24 protein-coding genes and 1 pseudogene are annotated in these 25,715 nt (G+C 68.5%); 12 read left to right on the forward strand and 13 right to left on the reverse strand.

Annotation, left to right across the window (positions count from 1 at the left end; genetic code table 11):
- The first annotated feature begins 51 nt into the window (after positions 1 to 51).
- The 3 genes from ACUYTF_RS10340 to ACUYTF_RS10350 are packed head-to-tail and all read left to right on the forward strand — an operon-like array spanning position 52 to position 2,860.
- The gene (locus tag ACUYTF_RS10340) at positions 52 to 1,014 is read left to right on the forward strand and encodes an ATP-binding cassette domain-containing protein (RefSeq protein ID WP_434144151.1); all 963 of its coding nucleotides are present in this window, start codon (positions 52 to 54) and stop codon (positions 1,012 to 1,014) included.
- Complete coding sequence (locus tag ACUYTF_RS10345) at positions 984 to 2,552, forward strand: hypothetical protein (protein ID WP_449279731.1); 1,569 nt, start codon at positions 984 to 986, stop codon at positions 2,550 to 2,552. Before ACUYTF_RS10340 ends, ACUYTF_RS10345 begins: the two co-directional genes overlap by 31 nt.
- 32 nt (positions 2,553 to 2,584) lie before the next feature.
- Positions 2,585 to 2,860, forward strand: coding sequence for a DUF3039 domain-containing protein (locus tag ACUYTF_RS10350; RefSeq protein WP_449279732.1), 276 nt, complete (start codon positions 2,585 to 2,587; stop codon positions 2,858 to 2,860).
- A gap of 343 nt (positions 2,861 to 3,203) precedes the next feature.
- On the opposite strand, the gene ACUYTF_RS10355 is transcribed toward ACUYTF_RS10350, so the two are convergent.
- The 4 genes from ACUYTF_RS10355 to ACUYTF_RS10370 form a co-directional block, all read right to left on the reverse strand.
- On the reverse strand, positions 3,204 to 4,526 hold the full coding sequence (locus ACUYTF_RS10355) for a nicotinate phosphoribosyltransferase (RefSeq protein ID WP_449279733.1): 1,323 nt from the start codon (positions 4,524 to 4,526) through the stop codon (positions 3,204 to 3,206).
- A 62-nt stretch (positions 4,527 to 4,588) separates the two neighbouring features.
- Positions 4,589 to 8,044, reverse strand: coding sequence for an error-prone DNA polymerase (locus tag ACUYTF_RS10360; protein ID WP_449279734.1), 3,456 nt, complete (start codon positions 8,042 to 8,044; stop codon positions 4,589 to 4,591).
- A complete protein-coding gene (locus tag ACUYTF_RS10365; RefSeq protein WP_449279735.1) occupies positions 8,044 to 9,642 on the reverse strand; it encodes a DNA polymerase Y family protein in 1,599 nt (532 codons plus the stop codon). The genes ACUYTF_RS10360 and ACUYTF_RS10365 overlap by 1 nt, the downstream gene beginning before the upstream one ends.
- Positions 9,639 to 10,301: a hypothetical protein gene (locus ACUYTF_RS10370; protein ID WP_449279736.1), complete on the reverse strand. Its 663-nt coding sequence runs from the start codon at positions 10,299 to 10,301 to the stop codon at positions 9,639 to 9,641. The genes ACUYTF_RS10365 and ACUYTF_RS10370 overlap by 4 nt, the downstream gene beginning before the upstream one ends.
- Positions 10,302 to 10,388: 87 nt before the next feature.
- Here ACUYTF_RS10370 and ACUYTF_RS10375 point away from each other — a divergent pair, with 87 nt between their 5' ends.
- Positions 10,389 to 10,712 (forward strand): DUF2469 domain-containing protein, encoded by a 324-nt coding sequence (locus ACUYTF_RS10375; RefSeq protein ID WP_434144165.1) that lies wholly within the window; start codon positions 10,389 to 10,391, stop codon positions 10,710 to 10,712.
- 150 nt (positions 10,713 to 10,862) lie between these two features.
- A complete protein-coding gene (locus tag ACUYTF_RS10380) occupies positions 10,863 to 11,393 on the forward strand; it encodes a M23 family metallopeptidase (RefSeq protein ID WP_449279737.1) in 531 nt (176 codons plus the stop codon).
- Between the two features lie 12 nt (positions 11,394 to 11,405).
- Here the strand turns inward: ACUYTF_RS10380 and ACUYTF_RS10385 are convergent, their stop codons facing one another.
- On the reverse strand, positions 11,406 to 12,338 hold the full coding sequence (locus tag ACUYTF_RS10385; protein ID WP_449279738.1) for a tyrosine recombinase XerC: 933 nt from the start codon (positions 12,336 to 12,338) through the stop codon (positions 11,406 to 11,408).
- A 4-nt stretch (positions 12,339 to 12,342) separates the two neighbouring features.
- On the reverse strand, positions 12,343 to 13,587 hold the full coding sequence (dprA, locus tag ACUYTF_RS10390; protein WP_449279739.1) for a DNA-processing protein DprA: 1,245 nt from the start codon (positions 13,585 to 13,587) through the stop codon (positions 12,343 to 12,345).
- A gap of 1,221 nt (positions 13,588 to 14,808) precedes the next feature.
- Here dprA (ACUYTF_RS10390) and ACUYTF_RS10395 point away from each other — a divergent pair.
- The 3 genes from ACUYTF_RS10395 (at position 14,809) to ACUYTF_RS10405 (ending at position 16,986) form a co-directional block, all read left to right on the forward strand.
- The gene (locus tag ACUYTF_RS10395; RefSeq protein WP_449279740.1) at positions 14,809 to 16,242 is read left to right on the forward strand and encodes a hypothetical protein; all 1,434 of its coding nucleotides are present in this window, start codon (positions 14,809 to 14,811) and stop codon (positions 16,240 to 16,242) included.
- Between the two features lie 117 nt (positions 16,243 to 16,359).
- Entirely contained in the window at positions 16,360 to 16,500 is a 141-nt protein-coding gene (locus ACUYTF_RS10400) for a hypothetical protein (RefSeq protein ID WP_449279741.1), read from the forward strand.
- An 81-nt stretch (positions 16,501 to 16,581) separates the two neighbouring features.
- The gene (locus ACUYTF_RS10405; RefSeq protein WP_449279742.1) at positions 16,582 to 16,986 is read left to right on the forward strand and encodes a hypothetical protein; all 405 of its coding nucleotides are present in this window, start codon (positions 16,582 to 16,584) and stop codon (positions 16,984 to 16,986) included.
- 98 nt (positions 16,987 to 17,084) lie between these two features.
- On the opposite strand, the gene ACUYTF_RS10410 is transcribed toward ACUYTF_RS10405, so the two are convergent.
- The 3 genes from ACUYTF_RS10410 to ACUYTF_RS10420 all read right to left on the reverse strand — a co-directional run bounded on the left by ACUYTF_RS10410 (position 17,085) and on the right by ACUYTF_RS10420 (position 19,341).
- Positions 17,085 to 18,044 (reverse strand): hypothetical protein, encoded by a 960-nt coding sequence (locus ACUYTF_RS10410; protein ID WP_449279743.1) that lies wholly within the window; start codon positions 18,042 to 18,044, stop codon positions 17,085 to 17,087.
- A 189-nt stretch (positions 18,045 to 18,233) separates the two neighbouring features.
- Positions 18,234 to 19,079 (reverse strand): hypothetical protein, encoded by an 846-nt coding sequence (locus ACUYTF_RS10415; RefSeq protein ID WP_449279744.1) that lies wholly within the window; start codon positions 19,077 to 19,079, stop codon positions 18,234 to 18,236.
- Between the two features lie 16 nt (positions 19,080 to 19,095).
- Positions 19,096 to 19,341: a hypothetical protein gene (locus ACUYTF_RS10420; RefSeq protein WP_449279745.1), complete on the reverse strand. Its 246-nt coding sequence runs from the start codon at positions 19,339 to 19,341 to the stop codon at positions 19,096 to 19,098.
- A 257-nt stretch (positions 19,342 to 19,598) separates the two neighbouring features.
- Between ACUYTF_RS10420 and ACUYTF_RS10425 the strand changes: the two genes are divergently transcribed.
- From ACUYTF_RS10425 to dprA (ACUYTF_RS10440), 4 genes and pseudogenes are all read left to right on the forward strand, one after another.
- Complete coding sequence (locus tag ACUYTF_RS10425; protein ID WP_449279746.1) at positions 19,599 to 19,964, forward strand: single-stranded DNA-binding protein; 366 nt, start codon at positions 19,599 to 19,601, stop codon at positions 19,962 to 19,964.
- On the forward strand, positions 19,961 to 20,338 hold the full coding sequence (locus ACUYTF_RS10430; RefSeq protein WP_449279747.1) for a hypothetical protein: 378 nt from the start codon (positions 19,961 to 19,963) through the stop codon (positions 20,336 to 20,338). Before ACUYTF_RS10425 ends, ACUYTF_RS10430 begins: the two co-directional genes overlap by 4 nt.
- On the forward strand, positions 20,335 to 20,919 hold the full coding sequence (locus ACUYTF_RS10435) for a DUF4192 family protein (protein ID WP_449279748.1): 585 nt from the start codon (positions 20,335 to 20,337) through the stop codon (positions 20,917 to 20,919). The genes ACUYTF_RS10430 and ACUYTF_RS10435 overlap by 4 nt, the downstream gene beginning before the upstream one ends.
- Positions 20,920 to 21,125: 206 nt before the next feature.
- A pseudogene (dprA, locus tag ACUYTF_RS10440) lies at positions 21,126 to 21,833 on the forward strand (DNA-processing protein DprA).
- A 56-nt stretch (positions 21,834 to 21,889) separates the two neighbouring features.
- On the opposite strand, the gene ACUYTF_RS10445 reads toward dprA (ACUYTF_RS10440), so the two are convergent.
- The 4 genes from ACUYTF_RS10445 to ACUYTF_RS10460 all read right to left on the reverse strand — a co-directional run bounded on the left by ACUYTF_RS10445 (position 21,890) and on the right by ACUYTF_RS10460 (position 25,590).
- Positions 21,890 to 22,252: a DUF6508 domain-containing protein gene (locus ACUYTF_RS10445; RefSeq protein WP_449279749.1), complete on the reverse strand. Its 363-nt coding sequence runs from the start codon at positions 22,250 to 22,252 to the stop codon at positions 21,890 to 21,892.
- A 20-nt stretch (positions 22,253 to 22,272) separates the two neighbouring features.
- Positions 22,273 to 22,809, reverse strand: coding sequence for a DUF1643 domain-containing protein (locus ACUYTF_RS10450; RefSeq protein ID WP_449279750.1), 537 nt, complete (start codon positions 22,807 to 22,809; stop codon positions 22,273 to 22,275).
- A complete protein-coding gene (locus tag ACUYTF_RS10455) occupies positions 22,806 to 23,384 on the reverse strand; it encodes a recombinase family protein (protein ID WP_449279751.1) in 579 nt (192 codons plus the stop codon). The genes ACUYTF_RS10450 and ACUYTF_RS10455 overlap by 4 nt, the downstream gene beginning before the upstream one ends.
- Before the next feature lie 181 nt (positions 23,385 to 23,565).
- Positions 23,566 to 25,590 (reverse strand): hypothetical protein, encoded by a 2,025-nt coding sequence (locus ACUYTF_RS10460; RefSeq protein ID WP_449279752.1) that lies wholly within the window; start codon positions 25,588 to 25,590, stop codon positions 23,566 to 23,568.
- Positions 25,591 to 25,715 lie beyond the last annotated feature (125 nt).

A 25,715-nucleotide genomic window follows, 5' to 3' on the forward strand; every position in this document is an offset into this window, starting at 1 on the left:
CCGGTTCCCGCCTGGAGGAAGTACCCGGGGATGTTTTGGTAGATTAGAGGGGTGCCGCCCGAGACCCATTCAACCGCGCCCGCTTCAGCGCCCGATCTGGCGACCCGAGACGCCGATCGAGCCCCGCAGGATCAGCCCGCCGAGACGACCAGCGCCCCTTCGGACCATGCACCGCGCACCGGTCGCATCCAGGTGCCCACGCCGTCGGTCGTCCGTGCGCGCGAGCGCGGCCGCATCGCTGCCCAGAACCCGGTGGTGCTGCGCACCGAATTGCTGACCAAGACGTACGGCTCGCTCGTCGCCGCCAACGAGGTGTCGGTCGACGTGCACGCGGGCTCGTTCACCGGATTCGTCGGCCCGAACGGTGCCGGCAAGACCACGACCCTGTCGATGATCAGCGGACTGCTGCGCCCGACCTCCGGGCGCGTGACGGTGAGCGATGTCGATGTCTGGGCCGACGGCCCCGCCGCCAAGCACCTGATCGGCACGCTGCCCGACCGTCTGCGTCTGTTCGACCGTTTGACCGGTGCTCAGCTGCTCTACTACTCGGGCGTGTTGCAGGGCGTCGAGGAGTCGGTGCTCGCGCAGCGCTCGGGCGAGCTCGCCGAGGCGTTCGGGCTCGAGTCTGCGCTCGGACGCCTGGTCTCCGACTATTCGGCGGGCATGCAGAAGAAGATCGCGCTCGCCTGCTCCATGATCCACGCCCCTGCGGTGCTGGTGCTCGACGAGCCGTTCGAGGCCATCGACCCCGTGTCGGCGTCGAACGTCACCGAGATCCTCGAGAAGTACGTCGCGGGCGGCGGAAGCGTCATCATGTCGAGCCACAGCCTCGATCTCATCCAGCGCATCTGCGACCACGTCTCGATCATCGTCGACGGCAGCGTCATCGCTCAGGGCACGGTCGACGAGGTACGCGACGGCGTCAGCCTGGAGGAGCGCTTCACCCGGTTGACCGGGTTGAACGATGCGAAGAAGGGACTCGAGTGGTTGCACGGCTCTTTCGACTCCGAGTAGCGCTGCTCGGCGGCGGATTCCGGGGGTCGTTCTCGAAGGGCCTGCGCGCCGTGCTGCTGCTGGTCGTGCTCGTCGTCGCGGCGGTCGCGCTCGCGGCGCTGCCCGAACTGTTGATCCACGAAACGGCCGACCGCTCCGTCGTCGACACGGTCATCGGCGGGCTGCTGCTCGTCGGCGTCTTCATCGTCCCGTTCTTCGAGAACCGCCGCCTGCTCGGTTCGCGGCAGTTCGCGCAGTTCCCCGCGGGCTCCGGCTCGGTCGCGTTCTCGCTGCTGATCACATCGGTCGTCACGATCCCGTTCCTGCTGCTGGCCGTCTGGCTCGTCGCGCTCGCGGTGCTGCGCCCCGAATGGCGCGAGCCCGGGTGGGCGGTACCGGTGAGCTTCGTGCTCGCGGCGCTGCTCGCCATGTGCAGCGTGCGCGTGACGGCCGGCCTCTCGACGCTGCTGGTCGGCGCGCGCCACTCCGGGACGCTGCGCACCATCGGCGCGCTGCTCGCCATCGCCTTCCTGCCGGTTGGCGTGTTCGCGGTGACCACCTCGCTCGTGCCCGGCACGCGGGGCTTCTCGGATGCGGCCGAAGTGCTGTCGTGGACGCCGTTCGGCGCGCCGTTCGCGGCGCTGCCGCTGTTCGCGGCCGGCGACGAATCGGGCGGGTTCGCGCGCCTCGCGATCGCCGCCGCCGCAGTCGTGCTGCTCTTCGCTCTCTGGATGCTCATCGCGGCCGTCGCGAACCAGCGCATCGACAAGCCGATCGATCCGGGGGTCGCGCGCAGCGGGCTCGGCTGGTTCGAACGCTTCCGCGCTCGCCCGGCGCAGGCCATCGCCGCGCGAGAGCTCACCTACTGGTCCCGGGATCCGCGATATCGCGTCGCGCTCTTCGCGATCCCCGTCGCACCGGTGATCATGCTGATCGCCTTCTGGGTCGCCGGCGTCGATCTGCATACGCTCGCACTGGTACCGCTGCCCGTCATCCTCCTGTTCCTCGGCTGGTCGCAGCACAACGACGTCGCGATGGATTCGACCGCGATCTGGATGCACGTCTCGAGCGGTACGCGCGGGCGAGCCGATCGCGCCGGGCGTCTCGCGCCGGTCATGATGGTCGGCATCCCGCTCGCGCTCGTCGGCTCGAGCATCACGGTGACGCTGCTCGGCGACTGGCACGTGCTGCCGGCGGTGCTCGGCATGAATCTCGGCGTGCTGTTCGCGGCGTGCGCGTCGTCGAGCGTCTTCTCGGTGATCATGCCCTATCCCGCGACGCGTCCCGGCGACAGCCCGTTCGTGCAGCCGCAGTGGTCAGGTTCGGGCTCGGGCCTGTCGCAGACCCTCTCCATGACGGTCGCGCTGCTCCTGTCCGTGCCGGTCGTGTGGGTGTCGATCACGGCGATCGTGCAGGTCGACTTCCTCGACAACCTGTGGGCGCTGCTCGTCGGCGTCGGTTACGGCCTCGGCGTACTGCTGCTCGGGATCCTGCTGGGCGGCTGGCTCTTCGATCGCAGCGCCCCCGAACTGGTGGCGGTCACCCAGGTATTCGACTGATCCGCTCCGGCGGGAAGGCGTACAATCGCGGTATGGGAATCTTCACGCGGAACGACTCGGAACCCGCTGGCGGCGGCACGGACGTGCTCGATCGCGAACTCGAGAAGCTGCTCGAGGATGCGCAGATCGAAGACGGCGATCACGAGCGCTTCTCGCACTACGTCCCGAAGGACAAGATCCTCGAATCGGCGATGACCGGCAAGCCCGTGCGCGCGCTCTGCGGCAAGAAGTGGACGCCCTCGCGCGACCCCGAGAAGTTCCCGGTCTGCCCCGACTGCAAGAAGGTCTACGAGCGCATGAAGAAGTGACGGACGCGGTCCGTCATCCTGCGCGAGCGCAGCGAGTCGCAGGATCCCTGTCAACGGTCCCCGGTGCGGGGGAAGCAGCGACCGGGAGTCGCGAGACGCTCATCCGGGACGGACCGTCCCGTCCTCGCCGATCACCTCGAGCGGACCCTCCTCGGGCGTCGGCGGCTCGAACCTCTCGAAGTACTCGGTCGCCGTCTGCGCGGTGAGCGGCCAATCGCCCGCCCATCTGCCGTGCCGGTCGCAGATGCTTGGCGTAGGTGGTCTTCCCGGCTCCGCCCGGCCCGCACATCATGACGACGCGTGAGCCGGGAGTCCCGTTCGCCGCCGTCCGTCCGGGGCGCGCTCAGCGGTACTCGGTCGGAATCGCGGGGTCGCCGCGGGTGAGGCTCATCGCGACTGCCGGCAGCTCGGCGACGCAGGCGCGGTGGCGCTCGCGGGCGGCGGCGATCCCTGCAGAGCCGATGTGCTCGGGGATTCCCGCGCCGGCTTCGACGAGCGGCACCAGCACCTCGCGGCTGCGCGCCTCGAACTCGACCCCCTCGGCCTCGCCCGCGGGGCCGTCGCCCAGGAAGATCATCTCGGCCTCGGCGGTGCCGCGGGCGTTCAGACGGCGGCGCACGCTCTTGCGTCCGCCGACGGAGGCCTTGTCGGCCGACTTCTTCGCGACCGACACCCACTCGCCGGCGCCGTTCTCGTGCGCGACGAGCTTGTAGACCATGCTCATGGTCGGCGTGCCCGAACCGGTGACGACCGAGGTGCCGACGCCGAAGCTGTCGACGGGGGAGGCCGCGAGGGCCGCGACGGTGTGCTCGTCGAGGTCGTTCGTGACGGTGATGCGGGTCTGCGTGGCGCCGAGCTCGTCGAGCAGGCGGCGTACGCGCCCCACGACGACCGGCAGATCGCCCGAGTCGATGCGGACCGCGCCGAGACCCGTGCCGGCGACCTCGATCGCCGTGCGCACGCCCTGGTCGATGTCGTAGGTGTCGACGAGCAGCGTGGTGCCGGTGCCGAGCGCCGCGACCTGCGCGGCGAACGCCTCGCGCTCGGAGTCGTGCAGCAGCGTGAAGCTGTGGGCCGCGGTGCCCATCGTGGGGATGCCGTAGCTGCGGCCGGCCTCGAGGTTCGATGTGGCGCTGAAGCCCGCGATGTAGGCGGCGCGGGCCGCGGCGACGGCGCTGCGCTCCCCGGTGCGGCGCGACCCCATCTCGGCGAGGGGCTTGCCCTGCGCGGCGAACGCCATGCGCGATGCGGCCGTCGCGATCGCGGAGTCGGCGTTGAGGATGCTGAGCGCGAGGGTCTCGAGCAGCACGCCCTCGGCGAAGCTCGATTCGACGACGAGGATCGGGGAGCCCGGGAAGAAGGCCTCGCCTTCGGCGTAGCCCCAGATGTCGCCGCTGAAACGGAAATCGGCGAGCCAGTCGATCGTGCGGTCGGTGACGATGCGCTGCTCGCGCAGATACTCGAGCTCGGCATCGCCGAAGCGGAAGCGCTCGATCGCCTCGAGCAGGCGTCCGGTGCCGGCGACGACGCCGTAGCGCCGGGCGCCCGAGAGCCTGCGGGCGAAGAGTTCGAACACGCTGCGCCTGTGGGCGGTGCCCGCGCCGAGCGCGGCATCGACCATGGTGAGCTCGTAATGATCGGTGAGGAAAGCCGTCGAGGTGTGCACACGCTCAGTGTAGTGCGGGCGGCCCGGTCGGGGCATCGCGGGGCGCCCCGCGGATGAGACCGTCACTGGAAGTCCCGCGAGGAGACCCCTGCGGGCGAGGCGAGCGGCTCGAAGGACTCGGCGATGATGTTCACGATGCCCTCGGGCGAGCGTTCGAGCACGCCCGAGACGATGAGGGCGGGGGAGGAGACGGCGACGAGGCGGTAGCGCGCCCACACCTTCGCCCAGGCGAGCACGTTCGCGGTGCCGGATTCGTCTTCGAGGGTGAGGAAGGTGATGCCGCCCGCGGTGCGGGGGCGCTGTCGGTGGGTGACGAGCCCCGCGATCTCGATGAGGGAACCGGGCGCCGCCTCCCGCAGCCGGTCGGAGCGCACCACACCGCGCGCATCCAGCCCCGCGCGCAGCAGCGCCAGGGGATGCGCGCCCGACACGACGCCGCTGCTCCAGAGATCGAGCGCCGTCTCCTCCTCCGCGCTCAGCGCGGCGAACAGCGGCGGCTGCACGTGCACCGCGATGCCTGGGAGATAGCGTTCGCGGTTGTCCGCCGCGGGGCCCGACGCCCAGAGCGCCTCGCGGCGGTCGATGCCGAGCCCGCGGCATGCGCCCGCCGATGCGAGGGCCTCGAGACGGGTGCGGTCGAGGTCGGCTCTGCGGGCGAGATCGGCGAGGTCGGCGAAGGGGCCGCCGCTATCCCGCGCCTGCACGATGCGCCGTGCCGTCTCCGTCTCGATGCCGCGCAGCTCCGATAGCCCCAGTCGCACCGCGAAGCGGCCGTCGCGCCGGTGCGCCCCGCTCGTATCGGGCGCGTCGGGGGAGAACGGGGGGATCGGGGGCTGCTCGCGGCCGGCGCATGCGGGGAGACCGGTCGGGGGCGCCGGGCCGTCGACGGTCGCACCGGGGCGTTCGGGGCGTTCGGGATGTTCGAGTCGTTCGAGGCCGGCCGCGACGCCGGAGTGCTGCACGTCGGCGGGGCGCACCTCGACGCCGTGGCGGCGCGCATCCTCCACCAGCGACCGGGGCGAGTAGAAGCCCATCGGCTGCGAGCGGAGCAGGCCGACGAGGAACGCCGCGGGGTAGTGCAGCTTGCACCACGAGCTGACGTAGACGAGCAGGGCGAAGCTGATCGAGTGGCTTTCGGCGAAGCCGAAGTCGGCGAAGGCCGCGATCTGGTCGTAGATGCGCTGCGCCTCCTCGCCGACGATGCCGTTCTCGGCCATTCCGGCGAAGAGCTTCTCCTTCAGCCGGTCGATGCGCTCCTCGCCGCGTTTGGAGCCCATGGCGCGGCGCAGCTGGTCGGCGTCTTCGGCCGTACCCCCGCCGACGGCGGTGGCCATCTGCATGAGCTGCTCCTGGAAGACCGGGATGCCGAGGGTGCGCTCGAGCACCGGGACGAGCCTCGGATGCGGGTAGGTGGCCGGTTCGGCGCCCGCCCGCCGCCGCATGTACGGGTGCACCGCGCCGCCCTGGATGGGCCCCGGCCTGATGAGCGCGATCTCGATGACGAGGTCGTAGAACTCGCGCGGCCGCAGCCGCGGGAGCGTGTTCAGCTGGGCGCGGCTCTCGAGCTGGAAGATGCCGATCGCGTCGCCGCGGCAGAGCATGTCGTAGACCGCGGGCTCCTCCCGGGGGATGGAGTGGAGCGTCCATGCTTCGCCCGTGCTCGCGGCGATGCCGTCGAGCGTCTTCTGCAGCGCGCTCAGCATGCCGAGGCCCAGCAGGTCGAACTTCACGAGCCCCATCGCGGCGCAGGAGTCCTTGTCCCACTGCAGCACGGTGCGCCGCTCCATGCGCGCGTGCTCGATCGGGCAGACCTCGCCGACCGGCCGCTCGGTGAGCACCATGCCGCCCGAGTGGATGCCGAGGTGCCGCGGGGCCTTGAGCAGGGCGTTCGCGAGCGCGCGCACGTTCTGCGGCACGGCGCCCGCGTGGTCGTCGTCGAGGGCGCCGTGGCGTTCGAGCCCACGGCTCCAGGCCCGCTGCTTGCCCGGGCCGTGGCCGAGCGCCTTCGCCGCGTCGCGCACGGCGGCCTTGGGGCGGTACGAGATGACGTTCGCGACCTGCGCGGCGTTGCGGCGGCCGTATTTCTCGTAGACGTACTGGATGATCTCCTCCCGGCGCTCCGAATCGAAGTCGACGTCGATGTCGGGCTCCTCGTCGCGCAGGCTCGACAGGAACCGTTCGAAGGGCAGCCTGTACCTGATCGAATCGACCTCGGTGATGGCGAGGGCGTAGCAGACCGCCGAATTCGCGGCCGAGCCACGGCCTTGGCAGAGGATGCCGCGGTCCCGGGCCTCCCGCACGATGTCGTGCACGATGAGGAAGTAGCCGGGGAAATCCTTCATCTCGATGACCTCGAGCTCGCGCTCGAGCCGGGCCCGGTGCGCTTCGGGCATCGGGTCGCCGTAGCGCTCGGCGGCCCCCCGCCACACGAGCCGGCGCAACCAGCTCATCTGGGTCTGACCCGCGGGCAGGTCGAGCTTCGGCAGCTTCGGGCGTGCGGCACGCAGCGGGAAGGCGAGTTCCTGCGCGAGCGGAACGGTGCGGGCGACCGCATCGGGGAACTCGGCGAAACGGCGCAGCTGGGCCGCCCCGCTGCGCAGGTGGGCGGCGCCCGTGGCGGGGAGGTGCGCGTCGAGCTCGTCGAGGCTGCGGCGCGCGCGCACCGCCGCCATCGCCTCGGCGAGCGGTGCGGCAGACCGGGTCGCGTAGTGCACGTTGCCCGTGGCGACGGCGGGCAGGCCGCGCGCTCGGGCGAGGGCGGCGAGCCGTGCATTCATGCCGTCGTCGCCGGGGTGGCCGTGGTGGGTGAGCTCGATGAACACGTTGCCCGTGCCGAAGAGGTCGACGAGACGGTCGACCTCGGCGAGCGCCTGCGTTTCGCCGGCCTCGCGGGTCGCGCCGCGTTCGAGCGCGCGGCGCACCGTCCCCTTGCGACAGCCGGTGAGGATCGCCCACTCGCCGCCGCCGGCCGCGGCGACGGCCTCGAGATCGTAGAGCGGGCGGCCCTTCTCTCCGCCCGCGAGCTGCGCCTCGGTGATCGCCCCGGCGAGCCGATGGTAGCCGGACGCGCCGCGGGCGAGCACGAGCAGATGCGACCCGCCCGGGTCGGCGACGCCGAGCTGCGGGGCATCGAGACCGAGGGAGAGCTCCGCGCCGTAGACCGTCAGCAGCTCGGGGGCCCGGGACGCCGCCGCCTCGGCGAACTGGGCGGCGCCGTAGAAGCCGTCGTGGTCGGTGAGCGCGAGGCCCGCGAGGCCGAGGCGCTGGGCTTCGTCGACGAGGTCTTCGGGGGAGGAGGATCCGTCGAGGAAGCTGAAGTGGGAGTGCGCGTGCAGCTCCGCGTAGGGGATGACGGGCCGCGCGGTGCTCGGCGCCCCTGTCTCGGCGCCGGCGTCGGCGACGAGGGGCCCGGGCGGCTCCGGCGCGCGGGGCTCCGGCATCGTATGCGCCGCGGGGGCCCGCCCCGAGAGGATGCGCTCGACTTCGCCCCAGGAGCGGGGCGGGTTGTTCCAGCCCATCAGTCGTACTGCCCTTCGGCGCACCAGCGCCCGTGCTCGGCGCGCAGCAGCCAGGCCGTGCCGTCGGCGAGCTGCACCTGCAGGCGGAAGCGGGCTGGGCGTCCCTCCCACCAGCGCTCCCGTACGGGCCAGGGGGCGGACCAGCCCTCCACGGCGCGGGCGCCGTCGCCGTCGATGCGCACGGTCCGCGGGGTCGCCGAGAGCAGGTCGTCGGAGTCGATGCCGACGGGGGAGCCGTCGGCATCGAGCACCTCCGCGGGAGGCGGCTCGGCGAACACCGTGGCGGGGTGCGGCCCGGGGAGCGCGCCGGGCCAGGGCCCGGCGGAGGCGCTGCCGCCCCGGCGCATGCCCCAGGGGACGAAGCGCTGCCGTTCTGCGGAGAGGCGGCCGCCGTCGAGGGCGAGCGTGCCGATGCCGGTGTGCCCGAGCCGGCTCTGCACCTGGGTGAAGCGGTGGTGCACGCGCGCGTCGGGCTCGGTGCTCCACAGGGCGGGTTCGTGCGCCGCCGCGTGCTCGGTGCGTGCGGGCGAGATGCGCACCTGCGCGATGCCGGCCCCGCCCCGTTCTCCGCCGCGGGCTTCCGCCTCCGCCTGCCAGCGGATGCGGTTCACGACATCGGCGACGGTGAAATGCCGGGGGTGCTCCCAGATGCGCTCGTGGCGCACCTCGATGTCGTCGACCAGCTCGACGCGCAGGGCCGTGCAGACGAGGCGCCCCGCGGTGAGGCCCGCGACGAACCGCTCGGCGAGACGGGCGACGGCGAAGGCGAGCTGCTCGGCCGCGCCGATCGGGGGCTCGAACGCCAGCTCCGCGGAGAGTTCGCGCACGGGAGGACGGGGCCGTACTTCGGCGCCGGGCGCTGCGGGCAGTGCGCGGGCGCGGCGGTGCGCGACGGTGCCCGCCGCGCCGAAGCGCTCGCGCACCGCCGATTCGGGCAGGGCGGCCAACGCCCCGAGCGTGCGGATGCCGAGCCCGCGCAGCAGCGCGGCGAAGGCCTCGTCGCAGGCCCGCTCCACCGGGAGCGGGCCGAGGAAGGCGGCGGCGGCCCCCGCGGCGACGACCCTGACACGGGGGGCGGGGGCGTCGACCAGCGCGGCGGTGCTCGGGGCGCGGACCGCCTGCTCGGCCGCGAAGAGCCCGTCGGCGATGCCGATGCGGGCGTCCGCGAAGCCGAGCTGAGCGACGGCCGCGAGGACCGCTTCTGCGGCCTCCTCCTCCCCGCCGTAGTAGCGGGCCGGGCCGCGCCCGCGCAGCGCGCAGAGCCCCGGGCGCACCGCGTCGACGCCCGGGGCCACCTCTTCGATCGCGGCGAGCACCGGCGCGAAGCGGCGCTCGTCGATCGCGGGGTCGTGCGGCAGCAGCCCCAGATCGGGGCAATGGCTCAGCGCCTCGCGTTCGCGCATTCCGGGTCTGACGCCGTGCGCCCGGGCGTCGCCGGAGCAAGCGACCACGCGTCGGGCGGCGATGAGCGCGATCGGCGTGCGCGGGTCCAGCTCATCGCCGGTCTCGCGGCGCTCCTCGGCGTGGGCGTGCACCGGCCAATCGGGCACCCACACGACGAGGGTGCGTTCGGCCGCGGCCGTCCCTGCGCGGGTCATAGCGGCACCAGGACCGGCGGTGCGGTGCGGGGGACCTGCTGCACGGGGCCGTCGCCGAAGCGCACGGTGTGCTGCCGCACCCCGCGCCGATCGTGCGACTCCACGGTGAGGTCGCGCCCGCCGAGCAGGCCGCTGCCCGCCCCCAGTCCGTGCCAGCGGGAGGAAGTCACGCGCAGCACCGATTCGGTGCGCGGCCAATCGCCCAGCACCACGAGGGCCGAGCCGTGCTCGCGGAGTCTGGCGGCGATGCGTTCGGCGTCGCCGCCGCTCACCCGGGAGCGCGTGCCGCGCGGGGCGGCGAGCAGCACGACCGTGACGACCTCCGCGAGCGAGCCGGCGATGCCCACCGCGAACTCGCCGGGCCGGGGCACCACCGCGCAGCGATCGAGGGCGACCCCGAGCGATGCGGCGGCCTCGGCGCCGAGCGTGTCGCAGCCGATGATGCCGCACCAGGAACCTGCGGCTGAGGGCTCCGCGAGCAGCGCGAGCGCGAGCTGCCGGGAGCCCTTCACAGCGTAGCTGGAGCCGCGGCGCAGCGCGCCGCCGGGCAGCAGCGGTCGCAGCCCGGCGGCGGTCGGCAGGGCGCGATCGTCGAGCTCCAGCGGCTGCATCTCGGAGATGCGCTGCTGCAGCGACGCGACCGTTCCTGCGGAATTCATGGAGCAATATTCGAACATATGTTCGAATAAGTCAATCCGGATCGCACCCGGGTGATGTGCCGTGAGGAACCGCGTAGGATGGAGGGGATGAACGAGGACGAACTGGACGAATACGAGCGCGAGGCCGAGCTGTCGCTGTTTCGCGAATACCGGGATATCGCGAGCCAGTTCCGCTATGTGGTCGAGACCGAGCGCCGGTTCTACCTGGCGAACGAGGTCGATCTGAAGCGCCAGGATGCGGGCAGCGATTTCTACTTCGAACTGTCGATGAGCGACGTCTGGGTATGGGACGTGTACCGCTCCGATCGCTTCGTGAAGTCGGTGCGGGTGCTCACGTTCAAGGATGTGAACGTCGAGGAGCTCTCGGCGCGCGAATTCAAACTGCCGCAGGAGCTGTCGATCGACGAGTAGCGGCGCGCCGCCCCGGCAGCGCGAGGAGCCCGCACGGGAGCTTCCCGCACCCTTCCTCCACACCCGTCATTCCGCGGGCGCGGCAGAGGAGTTCTGCACAATCGCCGATTCTCGCTCGCTCCGTCCGCGCCAGACGGGCAGAGTCGGGGCATGCTCGGCAGAATCCCGCTCCTCGGCGCGCTATGCGCACTGCTCGTCCTGACACCGGTGCAGCCCGCAGCGGAACCGGAGGAGACGGCCGCCGCGCTCCCCGTCGCATCCCTCGCGGCATCGGCCCGCGAACGCTGGGCGCCGCCGCTCGCGCGCCCCGTCGACGTATCCGGACCCTACCGCGCCCCGCCGCACAAGTACGGCTCCGGCCACCGCGGCATCGACCTGCCCGCGAGGCCGGGGGAGACGGTGATCGCCCCGGCCTCGGGCGAGGTCGCCTTCGCCGGCACCGTGGTCGACCGGGGCACCGTCACCGTACGCATCGACGATCGCACCCTCGTATCGATCGAACCAGTGACCGACGCCCTCGCCGCGGGCAGCGAAGTACGGCGCGGAGCCCGGCTCGCCACGGTATCGAGCGGCGGGCACTGCGCCGCGGAATGCGTGCACGTGGGCGTGCGCATCGAGGGGGAGTACGTGAACCCCATGAGATTCTTCGCCGGGCGCCCCGTGCTGCTGCCCTGGGAATGACGGTACCCGGCCTCAGGCGCGGGGATGCGCCCGCCGATAGCTCTCGGCGAGACGCTCGGTCGAGACGTGCGTGTACACCTGAGTGCTACCGAGACTGGCATGCCCGAGCATCTCCTGCACGATGCGCAGGTCGGCGCCGCCGTTGAGCAGATGCGTCGCCGTCGTATGCCGCAGCGTGTGCGGCCCGCGCGGCCCGCTGCCCGGCTCGCCCTCGAGCTCGCGCGACACGACGCGGTACGCCATCTGCGTGGTGAATGCGGTGCCGCGGTTGCTCACGAAGAAACGGTCGCTCCCGGCTCCCGGGCCCGCCCCCGCCGCCGCTGCACGCTCGAGCAGCACTGCCCTGCCGTGCTCGAGATAGGCCTCCGCCGCCCGCGCCGCGGGCGCCCCGATCGGCACGACGCGCTCCTTCCCACCCTTGCCGAAGACCCGCACCGTGCGCTCGCGCCGATCGAGGCCCGCGAGCGGAAGCTCGCACAGCTCCGAGACGCGCAGCGCCGCCGCGTAGAGCATCTCGAGCACCGCATGGTCGCGCAGATGCTCCGGGTCGCCGGTCGCGGCCCGTTCGCCGACGCGCTGCAGAATACGCGAGACCTGCTCGTCGCCGAGCACCCGGGGCAGCGACTTCGGCACCTTCGGCGCGCGAAGACGAGAGGCGGGATTGCCGGGCATCAGGCCGTCGCGCTCGAGCCAGGAGCCGAACGACTTCAATGTGGCGACGCCCCGGGCGATGGTGCTCGCGGCGCGGCCCGCGCGCTGCCTCGCCCAGAGCCAGTCGCGCATGACCTCGAGATCGCATGCCGCGACATCGACCGGGCCGTCCGCCTGCGCATGCTCGGCGAACGAACGCAGATCGCGCTCGTAGGCGCGCTGCGTGTGCTCCGAGTAGCCGTACTCGAAACGGATCGTGTGCAGGAACCGCTCGATCGCCTCGTCCAGTCGCATACCCTCATTCTCGCCGCACCAGCGCCCAGCCGGTGCCGTCGGCACCCGGCGTTTCGCGCCGCCTCACCTGACCGAGCGCCTCCAGCTCGGCGAGGGCCCGCCCGGCCTCCTCCACGGAGAGGCCCGCATGCCGCGCCGTCTCAGCGGTCGAACGGGCACCGCGCAGCGGCAGCGCATCGATCACCCGGCGATGCCAGTGCGACTCGCGCTCGCCGCCGGGGAGGATCTCGGCCCCGTCGACGCCGAGGAGCGCTCGGATGTCGTCTGCGCCGGTGATGAGCGCCGCCCCGTACTCGGCGATCAGGCGGTGGCACCCGGTCGATGCCGGGCTCGTCACGGGCCCGGGCACCGCCCCGAGCGGGCGGCCGATCTCGGCGGCGTGCCCGGCGGTGTTGAGCGAACCGGAGCGCGCGCCCGCCTCGGTGACGAGGGTGGCATCGGCGAGGGCTGCGATGATGCGGTTGCGCATGAGGAACCGCCAGCGGGTGGGGGCGGAGCCGGGCACCATCTCCGAGCAGATGGCCCCGGCTCCCGCGATGCGTTCGAGCAGCTGCGCGTGCGCGGCGGGATAAGGGCGATCCGCACCGCCGGCGACGACGGCGACGGTCGGCGCATCGGCTGCGAGAGCGGTGCGGTGCGCGACGGCATCGACCCCGTACGCGGCGCCGGAGACGATGCCGGCTCCCGCTGCGCATGCGGCATCGGTGAACTCCGCGGTGACGTGCGTCCCGTATTCCGTGCAGGCCCGGGCGCCGACGACCGCGAGCGATGCGACCGAGAGCGCTTCGGGGTCGCCTCGCACCCAGAGGATCATCGGCGCGTGATCGCCGAGGTCGTGCAGCGCGGACGGCCAGAGCCCGGTCCCGGGGACGACGAGGCGCATGCCGTGCGCGATGCCGTGATCGAGGTTGGCGATGCTCGCCTCCTTATCGAGGCGGGGAGCCCAGCGTCTGATGCCGGCGGCGATCGTTCGGGGGCTGATCCCCGTCGTCGGGTCGATGCGCGCGGCTTCGAAGAAGCTGCGGGCGTCGGCTCCCGAGACCAGAAGGTCGAGCGCGGCTCCGGGGCCGAGGGCCGCGATGAGCGCACCGGCCGCGACATCGGCGGGCTCGGCGAGCCTGGACCAGACGACGCGCGCGAAGAGCGCATCGAACTGCTCGGGCGAGAATGCCGCGGCCTCGGGATGCAGAGACGCGAGGCGTGCTCGGGTGGCGGAGTCGGTGGCCATATGGATCTTCGTGCCGGTCATGATGCGTCGCTTCCTCTCAAGAGCAGCGCCTGGGCGACCTCGCCGCGCCCCGGCCGTTCTCTGCCTGCCAGATCGGAGATGCTCCATGCGAGGCGCAATACGACATTTTTGCGTATGTGAGAAACGGCAGGGAAACCCCAGTTCAGCGCGTGGTTCCTGCCGCTCGCAGATGCTCGGCTACTGCCGGGCAGGGGGGGTCCTCTCCTCCAGGAGGTGCTCGGCGTGAGCGACAAGGCGGCCTGGAAGCGCTCGGCGGAACCAGCGTTACGCGGGAAAGCGTAACGGAACCTAGCGTTACGCGGCGTTACGCTCCTCGACGGGTCGAAAAACCGCGGAATCATGCGGCAAAACAGGGCGTCGGAGCACGCGAGCGGCGGTGCGGCCGGATAGTAGCGTCACGGCCGCGAAACGGCGAGATCCGCGGAATCATGCGGCAGAACGGGGTGCGTAACGCTGTAACGCTGAAAGGGCGAAACCTATATATACAGAGCACGTAAGTACACATATGGCATGGTGGTTGGTCTTGATATTTAACTTCTTCTCTATGCCAATTCCTCAGAAAGAGCGTTACACCGTTACGCTCAAGAGAAAACCCTGGTCAGAGACGGGTTCTGTTGTAACTCTGCTGTAACGCCAGGAGGCCTGGCGTTACAAAACCGGCTTCCCCGCCCCGGCGAGCAGACTCCCTGCACGAAGAAACCCCTGGTAAACGAGGAGAAACGCACACCTCACGAGCCGCGGGGCCAGCGTTACACGGCCGGAAGCAGCCTTACGCAGCCGCCCGGCAGCACGCCCCATGCAGCCCGTCTGCCCGAGCAACCTCATGCCCGAGGGGCTCTCCCTCCCCAGCCCGGCCGAGGCGCAGCGGGAGCGCAGCCGCGGGCCACGAGGCGTTGCAGACCCCCTCGACGGCCTCTCCGGGGCGCAGCGGGAGCGGAGCCGAGGCCCCCTGAGACGCAGCGGCCACGCAGCGGGAGCGGAGTGGCTGCGACCCGAGGCCCCTCCGGGCGCTCGGCACGATGCGCGACACGCCGTGCCGGCCGTCGCTTCGCGATGTAGATCGACTCGTCTAACGTGAGGGGCAGTCGTTGGGACTCATACTGCGACTACCTTTTCAGAAGGCCGCTCCAAGAACTCGGACTCCACGGAGCGGCCTTCGCCTTTTCTTTCGCCTCCGGCAGTTCCCTGGGTCCTAGCCTGACCCAGGAGGAGAATGGCAGCATGCCTCGCCTCCCGCTCAACACCGCGCAGCTCGAAGTCCTGACCTGGGTGCGGGACGGCGCGCCGGACGGGGTGTACGAAGGCTACGAGCACCGGATCGTCGCCCGCGCGCTGCACAACCGCGGCCTGGTCGAGGTGAAGGGGCACGGCAAGCAATGGCAGGCGTCCATCACGGAAGACGGCGCCTACTACGCCGATCATGGCGACTACCCGCCCCAAGAAGACAGCGAGCGACCCGCCGCAGACGAGAAGGCCCCGTCACCGGCGGAACGACCCAGCCGCGACTCGGCCCCTGCTCCGGCTCCCCGCAAGCCGGCAGTCCGCAAGCAGGGCCCCACCGCAGCAATGATGACAGCGCTGCTCGCGGCCCCGGACAACCGGATCGAGATCGACTACGACGAGCATCACCGGTACGAGCAGCTCGCGAAGACCGCCGAGCGCTTCAAGAAGATCCCGGAGGGAATGCAGGTCACGGTCGAGAGTGACTGGCGTGAGAGGACCGCCTATGTGCGGCTGCACCCGCTGCCCGAGTGGCGCATGCGCGTGCTGGACCCGGTGCCCGTGCCGGCGTCCCTTCGCGGGGCCTCCGAAGTGGTCAAGAATCTCCGCGACCGGGAGGACTTCGAGATCAGCGCCAGTGAGAAGAACCGTGCCCTTCGCCTCGCGCAGGCGCTCGTCGCCGAGGCGGAGCTGCGAGGCCACAAGGCGAAGTTCATCAAGCCTCCGCCGAAGGATCGCTGGGGTTACGTGCAGAAGCACGACCGGAATCAGGGGCACCTCATGCTTGTGCTCGGGCCCGATGAATACCGGCTGAGCCTCTTCCAGATCAGCAAGAACGTCGAGCACGTCCTCTCGAAGACCGAGGCCAAGCGCGCCGAGCAGGGTCACTGGGTCCAGAAGTGGGACGTCGTGCCGACAGAGAGGCTGGGCATCCGCGTCGAGACCCACGGCGTCAGCTTCTGGGGCTCGGAGTGGAAGGACACCGCCGACCGCCCCCTTGAGGACTCCCTCGCGCAGGTGCTGCAGGAGCTGGAGCTCCGGCACGAGGCCGAAGAGCGCAGCAGGGAGGCTGCGGAGCGCGCCCGCATCGAGCGCCAGCGTAGGTGGGAGATCGCCCGCGAGCAGGCCGTGCAGGAGCTCACGGACAGCCACCGGGCCAAGGAGCTCGCCGAGCAGGCGAAGAGGTGGAAGAGGGCAGCCGACATCCGCGAGTACGCCGACGCTGTCGAGCAGCGCGCCCTCGCCGAGCCTGACGACGACGCGCGCCGCGAGGCCCTCGAATGGGCCCAGTGGGCCCGCGAATACGCCGACCGCGTCGACCCGCTCCGGCAGCGGCTGCGCCTGTCGGAGCCGCCGAAAGCCACGGAGAAAGCACTGCAGCCGTTCATGGGCGGGTGGAGCGCCTACGGGCCGGAGTCGACGTATAGGGGCTGAGGGGTGACCGCAGACGGCTCCGGCTGCGGCTACCGGGCGATGCGATGTCGGTGGTCCCGTATAGCGTGCGAGTCGCACGGGCATCACGGCGCGCGCGTATCTCACGAGGAGGCCACTATGGCTAAGAACACCAAGCAGACCAGCGCAAAGGCGGCAACCGCAGCATCCAAGGTACTGCGCGACGGCCGCACTTCGGCTGCTTCCAAGACCGCCGCGGCGAGCGCCCTGGCCCAGAAGGGGAAGGGCGGCAAGAAGTAGGTGCCCAAGCGCGCGTGGGAGGATCGTAGCCGACGCTCACGATCCTTCCGCGCGAGCACTGCGGAGAGAGGTACCACTCGCTTGACAGACGACATCCACGTCCGAGACTTCGTCCGCGTGCTCAGACGGCTTGAGCCGCACCTGCCGATCTCTGACCGGTACGAGCTCGACCGCCCGCAGAAGCGGGGCGCGTGGTGGACGAGCCAGCAGGAGCACATGGTGCGCTGGTTCTCCGACCAGTTCACGCGCGGCTCCGGCGCGTTCACGCGGCAGGAGCCGAACGCGAGCGCCCGCACGACTTACAACAGGCTTCTCTGCCCTGCGGCGTTCGTCTGGATGGCCGAGGCGCTGGGCGAGGACTCTGCGGTCGTGCAGGCCGCGGCTGACGCGGCGCGTGACGAGCCCAATGCGCGAAAACGGCCGAGACTCCTGCGCAAACAGCTGCCGTGGAGCAGGATCGCAGAGCTGACGCGCGCCCGGCTCTGAGTGGGTAGAATCGTCGCTACCGGCGATACAGCGAGTCCGCGAAGTGGGCGAGTTCTGCGATCGCCTTGTTGCTGGGTGATCAGGTTGGTACACCCCAGCTACGCGCGATTGTCCAAGGGATCGTTGTCGAGAGTGCCAGCACTGAAGTGGATCATCCATGGCAGATAGGCGCCGACGCCAAATAGCGTCCAGGCGCGCTCTTCACGCCAGACAAGTGTGAGCACATGCATCCTCATCGGGCCTCCCTCGCCAGGCAAAGTCTCTGGCAGCCTCACATAGGCGATTCGAGGAGCGGGATACCACACGTGCGGAGCCAAGTTTGATGACCTCAACATCTTGCGCAGGTCGCCGATGGCCTCCTGGGGGGTCTCGCGCCAGCCCTCAGCCTCAACAGTAAGGAGCTGATGAAAGTCGCTGTCAGTGAGGCTCTCGTCTCCTGCAGCAGTGAGAAAAGCGAAGACGGTACTCAGAGGGTTGTATCGGTTGTCTATGGGTCCGGCTTGCGCCAGCATCAGCTCGTTCGGTTCATCGGTAGCTACGGGCTGCTTTGGCCTCTTCACTCGCTTCAGCTCACCGCTGAAGGTCCTCTCCCATCGTTTGCGCTCATGGTCCGTGAACTCGATCTCCGCGAGAAGGCTGTTGAACGAGTCGTGAGCGTATTCGCCGAAGCCAAGCATTCCCATCGTTACGTCGTAGACGAACTCTCGTCGAGGAGGAAGCGTCGGGATTACTCTTGGTGCCGCAAGGGGGCCGAGCTGAACGACGCCATGCTCAGTCTGCACACCGCAGAGCGCTTCAACGTTGAACACGGGTTCATCCGACTCATTGGCAATATGGAGCTTGACCGTGCGTCTGTAGTATTCGCCGGATCCATTCGGGGCGTAAGTGTGTTCGATCCAAGCGGACACAAGAGAGGCGACCTTTCGTCGGGCAAGGAATCGACGTCTGATCGAGACCACGATCGCCACCGTTGCCTGGGTGAGCGCTACGATCAACGCGACCAGCACCGCCGCGACAGTTCCTACAGCTGTCCATAGCTCGTGATCTTGCACTGTCATGTTGCCTCCGTCGACGCGGCTCTGGTTGTTCTATGGGCATTGATCAGCCTCAGCGTTTGGAGCGCTGAACATCACCTCGGCCCCCACGAACGAGCCGAGCGCAGAATTATGGGTTAGAGGGTCCAGTCAGCACAAGCTCCGCATCATCACGGTGCGGAGCTTGTGCTTCTCATAGCCTTGCGCGGCATATCAGGTTTCGTTTCGTTCGTCCTCCGGGGCGTCCTCCTGGAGGCGCAGGGCCTCGCTGAGCCGCTGCTGGTCTATCGGCAGGTAATCGCCCCTGTCCTTACTGTCGCCGACGAACGCCGCGACGAAGGCCGCCTCGCTCTCCGCGTCGAGGAGCCCGTCGTCCTCGACGCGGATCTGGTTCACCAGGTCCGCGACTTCCTGTGTGGTGAGCTTGCCCATGGCTCGCCGGAGCTCGCGGAGGTCCTCGTCGTCCCTGATCTCGACGCCGTCCAGGGCGCGGAACTCCTCGGCGATGATCGCTGCAGCGAGCATGATCCTGAGCAGCCGCCGCTTTACCTCGGCGCTGCTCATGGGCCGACGCGCGCCTTCCAGCGCGGTCTCGATTTCCTTCGAGAAGCCCGCTGGGCTGAGCTGGATCGGCTCGGTCGCGTCGACCGCGTCGACCGCGTCGACCGCGTCGATTTGACCGTCGATGCCCTTGGTTCCGGTGATCCTCCTTAAAGCTGCCTTCGCGGATGGCAGTGCGGTGGTCTGGAACCAGCTCTGGACGACGGGTGCCGACTTCTGGACGACGACAGTGGCGACAACGCCTGCAGCGACAAGGAGCGCGTAACCGATGGCATTCGCAACAGGGCTTTGCCGTACTGGCACCCAGTCGGCCTGCCCAGAGACCTGGTTGGTGGTGTTGTCGAGCGCTGCGCCGAGCTTTGCACCCGGCACTTTGCCCGAGTCAGCGAGGTGTGTGCCCTCCGGGATGATCGGTCGGTAAACAGGCTCTTTCATCGCTCTCCTCACACCCGTGTATTTGGGGAAGAGCCTACCGGCTGCCGACAGTTGCGTCGGCATGCTGTGAAGGCGTCCCTCACCGCATTCCCTCGAACGGGTCGATGACCGAGTGCAGCCCGTGCTCCGGGCAGGCGAACGCGATTCGCGCGCCCATCCCGTCGGCGCCGGCGTGCTCCGGCTCGCAGTCCCTGCCGCACGCGCCCTGCCCGCCGTCGGGCAGAGTCACGAGCGCAGCGCACGTCCTGTACCGTTCGTTCCCGCTGCCGTCCCCGAAGCGGATCTCCAGGTCGTCCGGCAATTCGATCGGGTGCTCGTCGCTCATGCATCGACCATACGCGCACCGTACTCGCCGCTGTCAAGCACAAGCAGCGGCAGATGCTGCAGGACCTGAAAACAAGAACCCCGAGGCGCGATGCCTCGGGGTTCAGTCTTTGCTGCTCGCATGCGCGAGCGAAGAAGCGAGTGTTGGGGCCGGGGCACCCGGCCCGGGGAAGACCGCGAGAGGTGCAGCCCTACGGGCTGTCGCCTCTGTTTGGAAATCAGAAGCGCAGCAACAGAGCAGCAGAAAAGAGCACAGCCATGCCAAAGCAGATCACCGTGTCCGGCGTCGTAGGTGACGCTGTCAAATACGGCACAACCAAGAAGGGCCAGCCTTATGTCTCGTTCCAGCTCGCCGTAGAAGAGAGCCCACGCCGTGGCGAGAAGCGCACTGTCTGCTACACGGTCAACGCGTTCCGCCAGCTTGCGAGAAACGCATCGCAGAGCATCAAGCCCGGGGACTTGCTGCTCGTCACCGGCCCTGTGAAGGAGGTGCTGCTGAAACGGCCGGACCACCTCGTCACCAAGCAAGCCATCACCGCCGAGCACATGGGACACGACATGTTCTGGGGAACCAGCGAGTTCACTCGCGGCCAGGCAGACGACACTTTAGGAGCACACGCATGACCGCATCACTCACCCCTTACGACACCGGCGACCGCCTGGAACCTCAGCCGTGGCACCTCAGCGACGCTGATCACTACGGCTACGTCGACTTCGACGACGACGAGAGCGCCACTGTGTTCACGATCGTCGGCAAGCGCCCTGACCACAACACAGCCGACGGCTCACAGGGATATCTGCTGAGCGTCAGCACCTACGGCGACGACTCAGCCGTCGAGATCGACGGAGACAGAGTCCTCGTTCTCGACGAGGACACCATCGCGGGCCTCAACACTCTCGTCGAGCTCGTCGAGCAGGGTACTGCCGTCGACGCCGACGCCGACGCCTGGCGCCTCGTTCAAGGAACCATCAAGAAGATTCAAGGAGCACGACCATGAAAGCACAGCCCACCGTCCTCCGCGCCACGAGCAGCGCTGATTTCCTCGCTACCCTGCCCAGGCTCACAGGCATGACCGCGCCCGAGAGCTGCTTCGTCGTGCTGTTCGACGGCAAGCGCACGCTCGGCGCAGCCCGCATCGACCTACCCACGCTGGAGCAGCATGAGAAGCCAGGTCCCGAGATCGAGCACTGGCTCCTGCAGATCACCCAGATCGCCCTCAAAGGTGACGCGGTGGCCGTCGTGGTGCAGACAGACCATCTGCTCTCCAAGCAGCCCGTGTCGAGCCCGCACGGCGCCCTCACCGGCGTCTTGGCTGATGTCTTACACGCTGCCGGCGCCTCAGTTCGCGACGCCCTTGTGGTTGCATCCGACGGCTGGGCGAGCTTCGTTGGGACGAACTTTCCAGAGCTACATAGCCTCGACGAGATCCAGCAGAGCCCGCTCTACGACCCTGACCACGTGCTGCTCGGTGTCGACGAGTGGCGCGCCCAGCACCCCGGCCGGACGGCCGAGGACCCCAACGAGATCACAAATATGGCGGCACAGATGTGCGCCTCCGGCAGTCAGGAGAACAGATGATGAGCACCAGAGATGCAGACCTCCTCGCGCGCTTCGCCTGGAGCCGCCTTGTCGAGCCTGGCGACCGCGCGGCAGCGGTGCTGATCAACGCCTTCGGCGCGGCAGAGGCACTGCAGCGACTCGCCGCCATCGACGAGCAGATCAAGAAGCGAATAGTGAACGCGTCCTACGCGCCGCTCGCTGAGAAGTGGCTCGCCCGTCACGACATGTCGCAGGCCCAGCGCGAGCTGGAGAAGGCACTGGCCGCAGGTCTCACGGCTCTGCTGCCCGGCGACGAGCTCTGGCCTGCGCGCCTCGGCGACCAAGAAAGCGCAGACCCGCTCGCACCGGCTCAGCCCCTCATGCTCTGGGCTCGCGGCGACGTTGCGTTGCTCCAGAAGCCGAGCCTTGCGATCACCGGCGCCCGCGCCTGCACCGGCTATGGCGAGCACGTGACCCGCGAGATCGCAGATCACGCAGCGCAGCGCAGCGTCACCGTGCTGGCTGGCGCCTCCTACGGCATCGACGGCGCGGCTCACCGTGCTGCACTGGCGGCCGGCGGCAAGACCGTCGCGGTGCTCGCGAGCGGAGTGGACAGAGTCTATCCCGCAGGCCACTGAGAGCTCGTCGAGCGGATCGCTGTCGACGGCTGTGTGGTCAGCGAGACGCTCCCAGGTCTGGCGCCGACCCGCTGGCGCTTCATCATGCGCGGCAGGCTGATCGCTGCGCTCTCGGGAGCTGTAGTCGTCCCAGAAGCCGGCGTGCGCTCCGGCGCGCTCTCGGTCGCGCAGCAGGCGCACGGCATCGGCAGGCTCGTCGGCGCTGTGCCGGGGCCGGTCACAAGCGCAGCGAGTGCGGGCTGCCACATGCTCCTGCAGCAGGGCGCGGCGAGTCTCGTCATCAGCGGCGAGGACGCGCTGGCGCTGTTCGGCTGAGGGCTTCGGCCCTAGAAACCAGATACCCCGTGGCTTCGGCCACGGGGTATCTGTATTCAGCCAGCGAGCTCAGCGGCCCGGCGGAGCGCCTGCAGCACCCTGCCGTCCTTCACGAAGCCGTCGATGGCGCCGTCGCAGAACCTCTCGCTACGCAGCACCCAGGTGATGAACGTCGACAGCTGAGAGCGCGTCATCCCTAGGACGCTCAGATCGCGCACCTCGTCGACGCGGTCTGTGTAGCCGAAGTCGGTTCCCACGATCCCTGACGCGCCCCACAACGCCTCCATGAGCCGGCTGTCATATCGGGGGTACGACATCGTGTGCACTCCTGGCTCGATCTCCCGCGAGGGTTCCCACTCGACGGTGTATCCGCTCTCAAGCAGCTCGATGCCTGTGCTGATTCGCTGCAAGGCGTCCATCTGGTCCTCGTTTCTAGTCATCACGTGAGGTACCTCTTCGGCCCGAGCATCGGCAACGGCCGGCCCGGAGGGTGCGGATGCGCCGGGTTCCCTGTCTTCAGCAGTGCGTCAAGCGTGTACGCCCTCACGCTCATCCGGTCGAGCAGTGCCAGCACATCGGGTAGCGCCCGCGTCAAGGTCGCCGAGCCGCCCATGTTGCCCCAGGCTCCGAGCACCTCGGTCGCGCCCACCAGGTCGAGCACGTGCTGGATAGCGTCGCAGTTCGCAGCGGAGAGCCCCGCATCATACGGCCTGAGCGCCTTCGGCTTGGGCGACCGCTCCGGGTAGAGGTTCTGCATGATCCATCCCGAGTGCTCGCGCGTCGACACGTCGATCACGTGGTTCACGGTCCTGTCAGACTCGGTCTCGCGGGCGTGCGACGGGTTCATGCCGATCACCACGAACGGCGGCGAGCCCGGTGAGCAGGCAGCGATCCTGCCGAGCGCGAAGCGGTGCCGGGCGTCGGCCGGGTTCGGGTCCCAGAAGTCTGGCTCCTGTCCGGGTGGATAAGCGATCATGCGTCTGCTCCAGCTTTCGCGTTCTCCTCAGCGAGCACTGCGTGCACGCTACCCACCGAGACGTCGAGCACCCGGGCGATGACCCTAATCGACTCGCCCTTCTCGCGGCGTGCCAGAATGATCGCGCGCTTGTCATCGTCGATCACCCGAGGCCGCCCGCCGACCTTGCCACGCTTGCGCGCGGCTTCGAGACCGTTCTTCGTCTTGCGGCTGATGTCGCGCCGGCGGTCCTCCGCCAGTGCGAGCGCCAGATCGAGGATCAACGACCGCTCAGTGTGCTCTCCGGCTGCGATGCCATCGAGTACTTTCACTGCGATGCCGCGTTCAAAGAGGTCGTTGAGCACCACGAGGCCCTCCAGGAGGTTCCGGCCGAGCCGGTCCACTTCCTGCACCGCGAGCATGTCGCCGGGCCTGATGTAGTCCAGAGCCGCCTGGAGGCCCGGACGATCCGCGACCTTCAGCTTGCCGCTGACCTTCTCCTCGAATACTCGGATGCAGATCGGGCCGAGCGCGTCATGCTGCCGCCGAGTGTCCTGCTCCGTCTTGCTCACTCGCACGAGTCCGACCAGTGCCATGACTGCACCTCCGTTCAAGAAACCTGTTCAGTGCTACCTCACTAACCTACAGATTATTGAACGGGTTTATGAACGCTTTAGGTAGACAACTCAGTTCTCACGGTCGATCTTCAGATTTGGCACCTAACCGGCCGTTTGTTGAACAGTGAAGTCTAAGTCCGGTCCCGCTGTCCTTAGGGCCTCAGCTACTCATACGGCTTGGCAAGTGCTGGCCAATGTAGCCCACGTAGACTTTCCCGTCGATCGCTGTCGCGTCGAGCACGTGCATGCGCATCGCCTTTCCGTTGTCCTGCGAGAGGCGGAAGTGCGCGCCCATGAATGCCCTGCCTGACGGATCAACACTGGTTGGAACAGGTAGAGTCCTCGGGGCTCTGAACTTCGGGTTTTCCTTTACGCTCTTAGTCTCGTCTGCAGCGAACTCTCCCTGCGCGATCTGCGTGGTGAACCGATCGACGTACTCCCGCAGGTTGGGAGCTTTGTCGGGCGCTTCCGCGCTCGCATATCGCTCTAGCTCGCAGAAGAATCGCCATACATCTCTCAAGATGATGCCCCTCAGCTTGAGGTCGGTGATCCGAGAAGCCTCCTTCCTGTCCCCGCTGAACACAACATGATTCAGCAGCGAGATCTGCTTGAACAAGTCGTCGACGGTCGTCGGTGCCGGGGATGGGGCCGTGGCCTTTGAAGAGGCGCCCGGCACGTCCCATGCCACCGAGCCGCCTGTCGCCTGCTGTAGTCTTGCGAGCTCGCTGGCCAAATGATCGGCCCGCTTCTGCTCATCGGCTGCGATCCTGCGTTGAGATTCGAGGATGTCACTCTGAACCTCTGCCTCTTCGTCGGCAAGTCCGATGACTCCCCGTAGGACTTCGACCTCGTCCTGGAGCTCCAAGCGGTCCTGCTGCAGCTCCTCGAACTGGGACTGGATTTCAGTGAGCGTCTCCTGGTCTGTGGCGACGATCCGTATTGAGCTGCGGACTTTTTCTCGAATGCCGACGAGCATTGCATTCAGGCGTCCGAGGAGGCTGCCGTTGCGAGGAACATTCAGCTCGAACTCGTCGACGACGCCCTCTACTAGGCGTATGAGCCCGGCCTCGTCATCCGCGGGCGCTCGAACGTTTGGAACCGCATTCGAGTAGGACTCGCTTTGAGTTCCAATGCTGATGACGTCTGACTGCTGCTTCTCTTTCTGCGGAATCTCTACCAGGCTGGCGTAGTCGACCTTTGGTTGTTCCTGAAGCTGCCGCAGGTCCTGAAACGACGCAGGATCGAGTCTTACCGGAGCGTCACTCTTCTCATTCCTTGATGCTTGCGCGACAGAAAGCTGCCCGAATAGCCTGCGTGACTCCTGCTTGTCGAACAGCTGGCTGAGGCCGACAAGCTGCTCTGGCAGCGGGACCTGCAGTCCGCTCTGCATGGCCTCTACGTGCAACCGTTTGCTGAGGTCCCACGCATTAGACTGACGCACTTCGGCAGGACTGAACCACCAGTGACGCCTAGAATCCTGTTCATCTTCGGTGTCCAACCCGAATTGGAACGAGTGGATACTCCCTGAGTAGACCGAGTAGCCCGTCTTCACGAGACTGTTGAACTCATCAAAAGCGTCGTGGGCGAGCTGCCAGAACGTGCCAATGCCATGCAGCGGGGCAAGTGCGCGCTCCACGTGTTCCTCTTCCTGGAGGGACCAACTCCGCCCTCCGGAAACGAAGGCGGGCACCACGCGCCGTTCGTCGTTCAGGACCATATCGATAAACTCGCCCACCTCGTCTGCCTGCACCTTCCGAAGGCCCTCGGTGAAGCCGCTAATCCTGTCTCGAGGAGTCGCGCCCAACGCCGAGGTGAGGAGGGAAGTAAGTAGAGGCGGACTGAACCTGGAGTTATCACGGTCAGTCTCGACGTCATACCAGATCCAGCTTGCCTCATGAACCCCTTCCGCAACCAGCACGGTAATCGTTGAACGATACAGGTGCGGCGGGCTGCCTACGATGACTCGCCAGCGAAGCACCTCACCGAGGCCTTTGACGCTGATCCTCTGGAATCCGGCGGTGTAGCCACCGCCGACGAGTCTGGGGGCTCCTCGCAGATCAGAAGAAATTCGCCCACCACGTTTTGCCAGCCATTCGTTGAGAGCAGACCTCACGATCTCTTGGACGACGTCCGCGTTCCGCGACCCTCGATCGAATCTCTGGACGACGCGATGCCTGAGTACCATCTATGACAACTCCAATCCGCCCTCTGGGCATTCTGGCCTCGTACTTATGATTGTCTCTACAACGGCTGACATTAGGGAAACCTTAGCCAACACCAGCGTTGATAGCTGGCACTCGTACCTGAAGG

The sequence above is a fragment of the Leucobacter sp. GX0328 genome, assembly GCF_053567315.1.